The organism is Streptomyces sp. CA189 (assembly GCF_056428985.1).
This window is the reverse complement of sequence record NZ_JBWJVM010000091.1, coordinates 1-11398: the sequence shown is the minus strand read 5'-3', so window position 1 is coordinate 11398 and position 11398 is coordinate 1. Positions and strand designations below refer to the sequence as shown.

The window sequence follows — 11398 nt, the reverse complement described above, 5'->3', positions numbered from 1 at the left end:
CATGCTCCTGGTGCCCCTCTACGAGCACCCTGCCGACCGCCCCGAGTACTGGGAGCGGCTCATCCGCGCCGCGGGCCGGCTGCACTCCGTGGTGCTCAACCCCGCCAGCGGGCCGGGCGAGGCCCCCGACGAGCGGTTCGCCGCCGTCGCCGAACGGTTGCGGGCGGCCGGTGTGCCCGTCCTCGGGTACGCCGACACCGACTACGGGCGCCGCCCGCACGCCGCCGTGGTCCAGGACCTGCTGCGCCACCGCGACTGGTACGGCACCGACGGGACCTTCCTGGACCAGGCCGCGGCCGGCCCGGAGTTCCTGCCGCACTACCGGCGGCTCGTCGTCGCGGCGCGGGCCGCCGGGGCCCGTACCGTCGTCCTCAACCACGGAGTGCACCCGCACCCGGGCTACGCCGAACTCGCCGACCTGCTCGTCACCTTCGAGGGGCCCTGGGACGCCTACCGGGACGCGGCCGCGGTGCCCCCGTGGACCGCGGACCATCCCGCCCACCGGTTCTGCCACCTCGTCTACGCCGTCCCGCCGGGCGCCCCGGCCGCCGAACTGGCCGAGCGCCTCGCGGCCCAGCGGGGGGCGGGGGTGCACTGCGCGGTCCCGGGGACCGGCGCGCACCCGTGGGGGACCCTGCCGTACGCCCTGGAGGTCACCGGATGAGACGCCCGTCCACCCGCTCGTCCGTCCGCCGCCGCCTGCTGCTCCTTGTACCGCTCCTGCTGCTCGCGGCCTGCACCTCCGGCCCGGACCCGGACGGGGAAGCCCGGCCCGACGACCTCTCGCCCGCCCCGGCACCGGGGGAGCGCTGGCAGCCGGCGCCCGGTGTGAGCTGGCAGTGGCAGATCACCGGGAAGCTCGACACCTCGGTGAAGGCGGCGGTCTACGACATCGACGGGTTCACCACCACCAAGGAGCAGGTCGCCGAGCTGAAGGCGGCCGGCCGGCGGACCATCTGCTACCTCTCCACCGGCGCTTGGGAGGACTTCCGGCCGGACGCCGGGGCCTTCCCGCCGTCGATGCGCGGGGAGGGCAACGGCTGGGAGGGCGAGCGCTGGCTCGACATCCGGCGGCTCGCGGAACTGGAACCGCTGATCGCCAAGCGGTTCGACATGTGCCGGGACAAGGGCTTCGACGCGGTGGAGCCGGACAACATGGACGCCTACCGCAACAAGTCCGGCTTCCCGCTCACCGCCGGCGACCAGCTGAACTACAACCGGCTGATCGTGCGGCTCGCGCACGACCGGGGCCTGTCGGTCGGGCTCAAGAACGACCTGGACCAGATCCCGGAGCTGGTGGGCGACTTCGACTTCGCGGTCAACGAGCAGTGCGCCCAGTACGACGAGTGCGCACGGCTGACCCCGTTCATCGCGGCGGGCAAGGCGGTCTTCCACGTGGAGTACGAGCTTCCGGCGAGCCGGTTCTGCCCGGCCTCGCGCGAGCTGAAGCTGAGCTCGCTGGAGAAGAAGTACGACCTCGGCGCCTGGCGGAAGGCCTGCTGAGCGCCTTTGAGCGGCTGCCGGGCGAGGGCCGGGGGAGGGCCGGGGCGGCCGCTCAGCCCACCGGGAGGATCGCGTGCACCCGGTAGCCGCCCCCGAAGCGGGGTCCGGCGAAGCAGGAGCCGCCCAGGGCCACGGCCCGCTCGCGCATGCCGAGCAGCCCGTGCCCGCCGCCGGCATCGCGGGGCTCCGGCGCGGGGGCCGCCGTGGAACCGCCGTCGTCCAGCACGGTCACCTCCACCGAGCCGCCCACCCGCACCACGCTGACCTCGGCGCCGGCCCCCTGGCCGGCGTGCTTGCGGACGTTGGTCAGCGCCTCCTGGATCACCCGGTACGCCGCCAGGTCCACGGCGGCCGGCAGCGGAACCGCGGCGGCCGGGCCCAGCTGGACCATCACCTTCACCGGCAGCCCGGCGTTGCGGAAGGTGTCCACCAGGTCGTCGAGGACCGCCAGACCGGGCGCCGGCTCGGTCGGCGCCTCCGGGTCGCCGGACTGGCGCAGCAGGCCGACGGTCGCCCGCAGCTCGTTCAGCGCCGAGCGGCTGGCGTCCCGTACGTGCGCCAGGGCCTCCTTGGCCTGGTCCGGGCGCTTGTCCATGACGTGCGCGGCCACCCCCGCCTGCACGTTGACCAGGGCGATGTGATGGGCCACCACGTTGTGCAGGTCCCGGGCGATCCGCAGCCGCTCCTCGGCGACCCGGCGCCGGGCCTCCTCCTCGCGGGTCCGCTCGGCGCGCTCGGCCCGCTCCTGGATGGCGTCGATGAACGCCCGCCGGCTGCGCACCGCGTCTCCGGCGGCCGCGGCCATGCCGGTCCAGGCGAAGATGCCGAGGTTCTCCTGCGCGTACCAGGGCAGCGGCCCGGCCAGCATGGCCACGCCCGTCAGCCCGGCCATGGTGAGCAGGCCGAGCTTCCAGGTGGTGGGCCGGTCGGTGCGGGAGGCCACCGTGTACAGGGCGATCACCGTGCACATGGCGACGGGCGCCCGGGGCTCCCCGGTGGTCAGTTCCAGCAGCGACAGCCCGACGGTCACGGCCAGCACCGCGCGGGGCCGCCGGCGCCGCAGCACCAGGGCGCCCGCGCCGGCGACGATGAGGACCAGCGAGAACGGCTCGGGGGTGCGGGTTCCGAAGGTCGGTCCGTGCTCCCCGTGCGGGTCGGCGAAGGACCCGACGACCATGGCGACGAGCGCCCCGAACGCCAGCAGGGCATCGGTGGCCAGCGGATGGTCGCGCATCCACTGCCGCGTGGGAGCGAGCGGCCCGAGGTGTGTCGTCACCCCGATACGGTACGGCCCCGCGCGCGTCCTCAGACCCGTGGCGGCGGTACGGGAGGCGTCCCGGGCGGGGTCGGGGTCGCGGCCGGGGGCCGCCCCAGCGGGGCGCGGGAGCGCTCCGGGCCCCACTTGGCGCGGACCAGGCAGATCAGCATCACCGAGGCGATGGCGGCCAGGTGTTCCTTGCCCGCCAGGTTGTCCTTGAAGAGCAGCTCGGCGATCATGACCAGGATCACGACGGAGCCGGTCAGGTAGGCCCGGTAGCGCCAGCAGACGTAGACGGCGAGCCCGACCACCGCCGCCGAGGGCCCGGTGTCGTTGACGATCCTGTCCGAGGCGGGCAGCCCGAAGGGGTGGTCCGGGCCGAGCGAGAGCCCGATCCGCGCGTAGGTGGTCCCGGCCAGGGTGGCCACGTAGCCGATGACCAGCGTGCGCCACCAGCCGATGCAGATCTCCGAGATCCCGAAGACGAGCAGGATCTGCGCGAGCGCGCCCCACACCGGCAGGTCCAGCGCCGGGACGAACAGCGACAGCGGGGTCCGCAGCAGGGCCAGCCAGAGCGGGTCGACGGCCTTGACCGACCCGAGGTCCTGCACCGGCTGGAAGCCCCATGAGGTCTGCTGCACGATCTGGAAGACCGCGGTCAGACAGACCGCGCCGAGGGTCATCGGGATCGCCCGCCACCTGTCGCGGACGAGTGCGTCCCGGACCGTGCGGTACAGGGGCCCCCACTCGCGGCGGGCGAACCGCCGCAGTGAGGCAGTGGTCAACGCTTGCTCTCCAGGTGTCTGCGGTGCATCCACTTCGGCAGCCCGGGTGCTTCCAGGAAGCCCTCGGCCCGGCCCGCCGCGATCCCGATCCGCAGCAGGTCCGAACTCTTCTCGAAGAGCATGAACCGCGGTTCCCAGATCGGCCGGTATTTGGCGTTGGCCCGGTAGAGGGACTCGATCTGCCACCAGCGCGAGAAGAAGCTCAGCAGCGAGCGCCACAGCCGCAGCACCGGACCGGCACCGAGCTTCGACCCGCGCTCGAAGACGGACCGGAACATCGCGAAGTTCAGCGAGACCTGGGTGACCCCGATCTCCTTTGAACGCTCCAGGAGTTCGATGACCATGAACTCCATCAGGCCGTTCTCGGAATCCCGGTCCCGGCGCATCAGGTCCAGCGACAGGCCCTTGGGACCCCAGGGCACGAAGGACAGCACGGCGCGCAGTTCGCCCTCGCCGTCGAAGCACTCCAGCATCACGCACTGGCCGTCGTCGGGATCGCCCAGCCGGCCCAGTGCCATCGAGAAGCCGCGCTCGGTGGCGCCGTCGCGCCAGTCGTCGGCGCGCAGCAGGAGTACGTCCATCTCCTCGGCCGGGATGTCGGCGTGGCGGCGGATGCGGACGGTGTACCCGGCGCGCTTGACCCGGTTGTACGCCTGGCGGACGGTCCGCATGGCGCGGCCCTCCAGGGTGAACTCGTCGGTCTCGACGATGGCCTCGTCGCCCAGCTCCAGCGCGTCCAGTCCGTGCCGGGCGTAGATCTGCCCGGCCTCCTCGCTCGCGCCCATCACGGCGGGGACCCAGCCGTGTTCGCGGGCCTCGGCCAGCCAGGGCTCGATGGCGCCGGGCCAGGCCTCGGGGTCGCCGATCGGGTCGCCGGAGGCCAGTGAGACCCCGCCGACGACGCGGTAGGTGACCGCGGCCTTGCCGGTGGGGGACCAGATGACGGACTTCTCGCGGCGCAGCGCGAAGTAGCCCAGCGAGTCGCGGTCGCCGTGCCGGGCGAGCAGCAGGCGCAGCTTCTCCTCGTCCTCCTCGCCGATCGGGTCCACGGCGCGGCGCGAACGGAAGGCCGCGAACAGCACGGCGAGCAGCAGCAGCGTCGACATGACGTTGATCGCCACGTCCACCCAGCCCGGGGTGGTGATCGTGTTGTACGCCTTGTCGTCCGGGGCCAGGGTGACCAGCCGCATCACGCCGTACCGCCAGCGGGCCAGGAAAGTGGCGTCCGCGGCGTCCGGGTCGGTGTTCGTCGCGCCGACGAGCAGGGCGGCCACCAGCGAGGTCACCAGCAGGCCGACGGAGGCGACCAGGCTGGCCAGCAGCGGGTTGGAGCGGTCGCCCTTGGCGTAGAACTCCCGGCGGCCCAGCAGCAGGGCGCCGACGAAGAGCGCGGTCAGTCCGAAGGCCACCCAGTTCTGCGGGTGGACGCGGAACTCCGGGTAGCAGAACTCGTACGAGCCCCCCGAGCACGGGGTGAAGGAGGCGACGGCGGCCATGGCGAAGGCCGCCAGGAGCAGCCCGCTCAGCACCAGGTTCAGGATCCAGGCCGCGCGCTTGCGGCGGCCCATGGTGACGGTGAGCAGCAGCGAGAACGCCGCGGAGGCGAAGCCCGCCGTGAGCAGGTACGGGGTGTAGAAATCGGCGGTGCTGTGCCGGCGCAGGTCCTGGCCGAGCGAGAACCACACCGCGCTGAGCAGGTTGACGAAGGTGACGGCGCGCAAGTACCACACCGCGAAGGTGGCGCTGCGCCGCGAGCGGACGCTTCCCCGGCCGGTGCTCCGGGTGTTCCCCTGGCCGGCCGGTGCGGCTCCCTGGGTGTTCCCCTGGGTGTTCCCCCGTCCGGCCGCCTGGGCGTTCGCCTGGCTGCCGCCCCCCGGCTTGTTTCTGCCGTTCGGATCCCCACCGGTTCCTCGGTCGGTCTTCCGATCGGTCTCTTCGCTGGTCAAACGGACCTCTCCCATAAAAAGCGATGATATGGGGCATCGCGGTCCGTGCTGATGTACCGGAGAACCGCGGCCTGGTCAGGGCCGCGGACCCCGGAGACTCACTCGGTGGGCTCGACCACCCGTTCGGGGAGTTCCGCCGCGAGTGCGGCGGCCGCCTGGACGAGGGGAAGAGCCAGCAGCGCCCCGGTTCCTTCTCCCACAGTGACGCCGTGGTCGAGTACCGGGTTGAGCGCCATCCGGTCCAGTGCCTTGGCCTGGCCGGGCTCCCCGCTGGCCTGTCCGGCCAGCCACCAGTCCGGGGCCCGGAAAGCGGCCCGCTGGGCCACCAGCCCGCAGGCCGCCGAGACGACCCCGTCGAGGATCACGGGGGTGCGGCGCACCGCGCACTGGAGCAGGAAGCCGGTGATCGCGGCGACGTCGGCGCCGCCGACGGCCGCGAGCAGCGCGACCTGATCCCCGAGGACGGGCCGGGCGCGTCGCAGCGCGTCGCGGATCGCCGCGCACTTGCGCATCCAGGTCAGGTCGTCGATCGGCATGCCGCCGCGGCCCGTGACCACGGAGGCGTCGGTGCCGCACAGGGCGGCGACGAGGGTGGCGGCGACGGTGGTCCCGCCCACGCTCAGATCACCGAGGACGACCAGGTCGGTCCCGGAGTCGGCCTCCTCGTCGGCGATCCGCATGCCGAGCCGGATCGCGTCGGCGGCCTCCTCGGCCGTGAGCGCGTCCTCCACGTCGATCCGCCCGCTGCCGCTGCGGATCCGGTGCCGGGTGATCTCCTCCGGCAGCAGCGCCGGATCGCACGCCAGCCCGGCGTCCACGATCCGCACGGAGGCGCCGAGCCGACCGGCCAGGACCGCCACCGGGCTCCGGCCGTCGAGGACGGCCCGCACCAGCTCGTGGGCGCTGCCCGCGGGACGCACGGAGACCCCCTCGGAGGCCACCCCGTGGTCGGCGGCGAACAGCACGACGCGCGGCCGCTCGATCGGCTTGACCGGCACCTGCCCCTGCGCGGCGGCGAGCCACTCGGCGAGCTCGTCGAGCCGCCCCAGCGCCCCGACCGGCACGGCCAGCCGTTCACGGCGTTCCTCGGCGTCACGCCGGACGCCCCCGTCGGGGCGCTCGATCAGATCGGAGAAGTCGTCGAGATTCAGCGTGGTCATTTGCCAGAGGGTACAGCGGCCCCTAGGGCCTGTCGTCAAACTCCCGTCTGCCCCGCCACCACCAGGAGGACGTGCTCGCACTCCCCGGCGACCCCCGCGTTCAGCCGCCCCAGCTCGTCCCGGAACCGGCGCCCCGACGCGGTCGCGGGGACCACGCCCGAGCCCACCTCGTTGCTGACCAGCACCACCGGCCTGCGGGTCGCGCGGACGGCGGCCACCAGCGATGCGGTCCGTTCCCGCAGCTCCGCGGCGCCCTTGTCGGCCCAGACCGCGTCGTCCCAGGCCCCGGCCCGGTCCATCGCGTCCGTGAGCCACAGCGCCAGGCAGTCGATGAGCAGCGCCGGGCCCTCCTGCTCCAGCAGCGGCACCAGATCGCAGGTCTCCACCGTCCGCCAGGAAGAGGCCCTGCGCTCGCGGTGCAGCCCGACCCGCGCGGCCCATTCCGCGTCGCCCTCGCGCGTACCGCCCGTGGCCACGTAGACCACGTCCGGGTAGCCGGTCAGCCGGCGCTCCGCCTCGTACGACTTGCCCGACCGGGCTCCGCCCAGGACCAGGGTCCGCCGCGGCACCTCCGGCGCCGGCCGGTACTCCCCGGCCGCCACCGTGGTCCCGTCCGCCACCGTCCGCGCGCCCGCGGCCGCGCACCGGCGCTCCAGTTCCGCTCCCGGCGGGGTGTCGTGGTCCAAGTGGACGGCGATCACGTCCGTCGAGGGGCCCACCGCCCCGCTGGCCCGCAGCCGCGCCAGCGCCTCGGGCCGGCCGATGACGTCCGCGAGGACCACGTCGTACGGGCGCCGCCCGCTGGTGCCCGACGTCCCGGCGGGGGCCCCGCCCGGCGGCAGGTACAGCATCCGGGCGCCGTCCGGCCCGGTCACCTCGTACCCGGTGCCCGGCGCGTCCATCGGCACGGCCCGCACCCGGTGCCCGGAGATCACCGCGAGCTCCCGCCCGTCCGGCACCCGCCCGGCGGCCGGCAGCCCCGGCGGCAGCTCCACGGCGGGGCCGTCGTGCGGGTGGGTCAGCAGGACCTGCCGTACGGCGGCCAGCGAATGCCCCGCCCGGGCGCCCGCGAGCACCGCCCCGGGGGTCAGGTCCAGCAGCAGCGCCCCGTCCACGAGCACGGAGGTGGCGGCGCGCGCCCGGGGCCCCACGGAGAGCGCGCACGCGGCGCAGGGACAGCCGGGGCGGGGCAGTCCTTCGGGTGTGCCGGTGCCGAGCAGAGTGAGTTCCACAGGATGATCCTCCCGCGTCGCCGGGACTGCTGCGCGCCCGGTTAGTCTGCGGGCACACTCAAGGCGACAAGCGTGTGAGAAGCGGACGAGCAACGGAGGCGGACATGGCGTGGACGTGGCGGTTCGAGACGGCCGACGGCAGTGAGACGAGCCCGTCGGTGGTGCCGGAGGAGTTCACCACGCAGGGGGACGCCGAATCCTGGATCGGCGAGTACTGGAAGGACCTGCTGGAGGGCGGTACCGAACAGGTGAAGCTGTCCGACGACAACGGGGTCCAGCTCTACACGATGAGCCTGCGCGAGGCCGCGGAACTCTAACCGGCGCCGGCCGGCTCCGCCCGGTTCCGGCCGGCCGACCCTCGGGTACGCGAGAGCCCGGACCCCTCGGGGGGTCCGGGCTCTGCCGTGTCCAGGGACGCCCGGGGGCTCAGCCCCGTACGCCGCACAGGTGCAGCAGCGCGGCGACCCCGCGGTAGGGGTCGGTCCGCCCGGCGCGGTCCTCGGCGACGAGCAGCCGCTCCAGTTCCGCCTCGCCCGGGAGCTTGTCCCCGGCCTCGGTGCCGTCGGTGAAGACGCGTACGCCGTACCAGGTCTGCAGCGGGGCGCCGATCCCGGACAGGGTCGCGGTCAGCGTGGCCAGCCGGTCGGCGCGCACGTCCAGGCCCAGCCGGTTCGTGTAGTCGACGCTGTCGAAGGCGTCCAGCGCGGCCGCCCAGTCGCCGTGCAGGCCGGGGCGCATGGCGAGGGCGTCGCCGTTGCGCACCAGCAGGGACAGCAGTCCGCCGGGGGCCAGCATCCGGGCGAGCCCGGCGAGCATGGCATCCGGCTCGGGCACGTACATGAGGACGCCGTGGCAGAGCACCACGTCGAAGCTGCCCGGCAGGAAGTGCGCGCCGGTCTCCCGTCCGTCGCCCTCCATGAGGCGGACGCGGTCCTGGATCCCGGCGGGCTCGGCGGCCAGCACCTCACGGGCGACGGCCAGCATGGCCGGATCCTGCTCCAGACCGGTCACCATGTGCCCGGCGCGGGCCAGGCGCAGCGCCTGCGTGCCCTGGCCCATGCCCACGTCGAGGACGCGCAGCCGCTGCCCCACGGGGAAGCGGTGCGCGATCTGCTCGTCGACCTGACGGCCGACGAGCTCTTGGCGCACCGCGTTGCGGAGCCCGCCCAGGCCTTCGAGCCAGAGACGGGCCCCGTCCGCGAATCCACCCCCGCCGAACGCTCCGGGCGTTCCTCGGCTCAGGGCCGTTCCCCGCGCTTGACCTGCGGCTTCGGCAGACGCAGCCGGCGCATCTGGAGGGTGCGCATCAGGCCGTACGCGACGGCGCCGCGCTTGGGCTCGTCCGGGAAGCGCTCGTTCAGGGCCTTGCGCAGGCGGATGAACATGCCGACGGAGTCGACGAGGATCAGCGCGATCACGCCGAGCCACAGCAGCAGCGCGATGTTCTGGATGGACGGCACCCGCACCATGCTCAGCACCAGGATGAGCACGGCCAGCGGCAGGAACATCTCGGCGACGGAGAAGCGGGAGTCCACGAAGTCGCGCACGTACCGGCGCACGGGACCCTTGTCGCGGTTGGGCAGATAACGCTCGTCGCCATTGGCGAGGGCCTCGCGCTGCTTGGCCATCTCGACCCGGCGGCGCTCACGAGCTCGCTTGGCATCCTCCTTGCGGTTGCCGGTCGAGGCCACCACGGCCTTGCGCTGCGACTGGGCCACAGCACGCTTCGGCGTCGGGCGGCCCTTCGGGGCCTGAGGGTCACGGGACTGCGAGAGGTCGGCGCTCACCTTGTCGGTGGCGGCGTCCTTCTCTTCCTTGGAGGATCGGCTACCAAACACAAAACCCAAGGGTACGTGGTTGTGGGCACGGGCCCCATCCCCGCGGGGAACGATCCGGCAACGGCGGGCGTCCTCCTGAGGGGAGCACCTACTCCTTACGCCTGACACGGCGGACGATCAGTCGTCCTGGAGGAGGAGCGCATCCCCGCTCGAACAGTGCGGTAATAGAGACAGGGCCCGTACTGTGGGTCTTGTTGGTGACCTGGAGCACAGTCCGTCTAGAAGGGGGCGCGCGAAGCCCATGAGCGGTGTCATGAAGCGTATGGGGATGATCTTCCGCGCGAAGGCGAACAAGGCCCTGGACCGGGCCGAGGACCCGCGCGAGACCCTCGACTACTCGTACCAGAAGCAGCTCGAACTGCTTCAGAAGGTACGCCGCGGCGTAGCCGACGTGGCGACCTCCCGCAAGCGGCTGGAGCTGCAGCTCAACCAGCTCCAGGGCCAGTCCAGCAAGCTGGAGGACCAGGGCCGCAAGGCCCTCGCCCTGGGCCGGGAGGACCTGGCCCGCGAGGCCCTGTCCCGCCGCGCCTCGCTCCAGCAGCAGGTCAGCGACCTGGAGGTGCAGCACCAGACCCTCCAGGGCGAGGAGGAGAAGCTGACCCTCGCCGCGCAGCGGCTCCAGGCCAAGGTGGACGCCTTCCGTACGAAGAAGGAGACCATCAAGGCCACGTACACGGCCGCCCAGGCGCAGACGCGGATCGCCGAGTCCTTCTCCGGCATCTCCGAGGAGATGAGCGACGTCGGCCTCGCCATCCAGCGTGCCGAGGACAAGACGGCGCAGCTCCAGGCCCGCGCCGGCGCGATCGACGAACTGCTCGCCTCCGGCGCGCTCGACGACCAGAGCGGCCTCGGCTCCAAGGACGACATCCAGGCCGAGCTCGACCGCCTCTCCGGCGGGACCGACGTGGAGCTGGAGCTCCAGCGCATGAAGGCCGAGCTGGCGGGCGGCCCCTCCGCCCAGCAGCCGTCCATCGAGGGCGGCGCCCCGGGCGCCGGCCAGCCGTCGCAGACCCAGCACCGGTTCGACAAGCAGTAGGACGGGGCCCGTCATGATTGTCCGCATCATGGGGGAAGGTCAGGTGGAGCTGGCGGACAGCCACTTCACCGAGCTCAACACGCTGGACGACGAACTGCTCGCGGAGATGGAGAGCGGTGACGAGGAGGGCTTCCGGCGCACCCTGGGCACGCTGCTGGACGCTGTGCGGCGGCTCGGCAAGCCGCTGCCCGACGAGGCGCTGGAGCCGTCCGAGCTGATCCTGCCCGCCCCCGACGCCTCGCTGGACGAGGTGCGGCAGATGCTCCGCGACGACGGGCTGATCCCGGGCTGATCCCGGGCTGATCCGGGGCCGGTACACGGCCGTACGGCGCGAACGCGAGGGCCCGCCCCCGTTGGCGGTTTCTAGGGGTCGTCGCAACACGTGGTCGTGTTGTTCAGGCCGCGATGAGTTTATGCAGGCGCTCGGCTGGGGTTTCCCAGTCGAGCGTTTTGCGTGGGCGGCCGTTGAGTTCGGCGGCGACGGCGTCGAGGTGTTCGCGGCTGTGGACGGCCAGGTCGGTGCCCTTGGGGAAGTACTGCCGCAGCAGGCCGTTCGTGTTCTCGTTCGAGCCGCGCTGCCAGGGGCTGGCCGGGTCGCAGAAGTAGACCGGGACGTCGGTGGCGATGCTGAATCCCTTGT

Annotated in this window: 13 protein-coding genes; 5 read left to right on the top strand and 8 right to left on the bottom strand. The window is 73.1% G+C overall.

The genetic code is table 11. The features are described 5' to 3' along the window. Window position 1 precedes the first annotated feature (1 nt). Complete coding sequence (locus AC061S_RS38605; protein ID WP_478690558.1) at window positions 2-664, top strand: spherulation-specific family 4 protein; 663 nt, start codon at window positions 2-4, stop codon at window positions 662-664. Then, entirely contained in the window at window positions 661-1503 is an 843-nt protein-coding gene (locus tag AC061S_RS38600; RefSeq protein ID WP_478690543.1) for an endo alpha-1,4 polygalactosaminidase, read from the top strand. Before AC061S_RS38605 ends, AC061S_RS38600 begins: the two co-directional genes overlap by 4 nt. Before the next feature lie 52 nt (window positions 1504-1555). Here the strand turns inward: AC061S_RS38600 and AC061S_RS38595 are convergent, their stop codons facing one another. The 5 genes from AC061S_RS38595 to AC061S_RS38575 form a co-directional block, all read right to left on the bottom strand. Then, the gene (locus tag AC061S_RS38595) at window positions 1556-2737 is read right to left on the bottom strand and encodes a sensor histidine kinase (RefSeq protein WP_478690557.1); all 1182 of its coding nucleotides are present in this window, start codon (window positions 2735-2737) and stop codon (window positions 1556-1558) included. Between the two features lie 71 nt (window positions 2738-2808). Beyond that, window positions 2809-3546, bottom strand: coding sequence for a hypothetical protein (locus AC061S_RS38590; RefSeq protein ID WP_478690542.1), 738 nt, complete (start codon window positions 3544-3546; stop codon window positions 2809-2811). Continuing rightward, entirely contained in the window at window positions 3543-5507 is a 1965-nt protein-coding gene (locus AC061S_RS38585) for a phosphatidylglycerol lysyltransferase domain-containing protein (RefSeq protein WP_478690541.1), read from the bottom strand. The genes AC061S_RS38590 and AC061S_RS38585 overlap by 4 nt, the downstream gene beginning before the upstream one ends. Window positions 5508-5590: 83 nt before the next feature. Further along, window positions 5591-6652 (bottom strand): nicotinate-nucleotide--dimethylbenzimidazole phosphoribosyltransferase, encoded by a 1062-nt coding sequence (gene cobT, locus AC061S_RS38580; RefSeq protein ID WP_478690540.1) that lies wholly within the window; start codon window positions 6650-6652, stop codon window positions 5591-5593. Window positions 6653-6687: 35 nt separating this feature from the next. Continuing rightward, window positions 6688-7884 (bottom strand): bifunctional adenosylcobinamide kinase/adenosylcobinamide-phosphate guanylyltransferase, encoded by a 1197-nt coding sequence (locus AC061S_RS38575; protein WP_478690539.1) that lies wholly within the window; start codon window positions 7882-7884, stop codon window positions 6688-6690. A gap of 104 nt (window positions 7885-7988) precedes the next feature. On the opposite strand from AC061S_RS38575, the gene AC061S_RS38570 reads away from it, so the two are divergent. Beyond that, window positions 7989-8201 (top strand): hypothetical protein, encoded by a 213-nt coding sequence (locus AC061S_RS38570; RefSeq protein ID WP_250742535.1) that lies wholly within the window; start codon window positions 7989-7991, stop codon window positions 8199-8201. A 109-nt stretch (window positions 8202-8310) separates the two neighbouring features. Here the strand turns inward: AC061S_RS38570 and AC061S_RS38565 are convergent, their stop codons facing one another. Continuing rightward, a complete protein-coding gene (locus AC061S_RS38565) occupies window positions 8311-9033 on the bottom strand; it encodes a class I SAM-dependent methyltransferase (protein ID WP_478690538.1) in 723 nt (240 codons plus the stop codon). Window positions 9034-9122: 89 nt separating this feature from the next. Then, on the bottom strand, window positions 9123-9731 hold the full coding sequence (locus AC061S_RS38560; protein ID WP_478690537.1) for a DUF3043 domain-containing protein: 609 nt from the start codon (window positions 9729-9731) through the stop codon (window positions 9123-9125). A 232-nt stretch (window positions 9732-9963) separates the two neighbouring features. Here AC061S_RS38560 and AC061S_RS38555 point away from each other — a divergent pair, with 232 nt between their 5' ends. Both AC061S_RS38555 and pspAA read left to right on the top strand, forming a co-directional pair. Further along, window positions 9964-10758 (top strand): PspA/IM30 family protein, encoded by a 795-nt coding sequence (locus tag AC061S_RS38555; protein ID WP_478690536.1) that lies wholly within the window; start codon window positions 9964-9966, stop codon window positions 10756-10758. 13 nt (window positions 10759-10771) lie between these two features. After that, window positions 10772-11050 (top strand): PspA-associated protein PspAA, encoded by a 279-nt coding sequence (pspAA, locus tag AC061S_RS38550; protein WP_478690535.1) that lies wholly within the window; start codon window positions 10772-10774, stop codon window positions 11048-11050. 103 nt (window positions 11051-11153) lie between these two features. Here the strand turns inward: pspAA and AC061S_RS38545 are convergent. Next, the coding region (locus AC061S_RS38545; protein ID WP_478690534.1) for an IS30 family transposase at window positions 11154-11398 on the bottom strand (245 nt) is incomplete at its 5' end.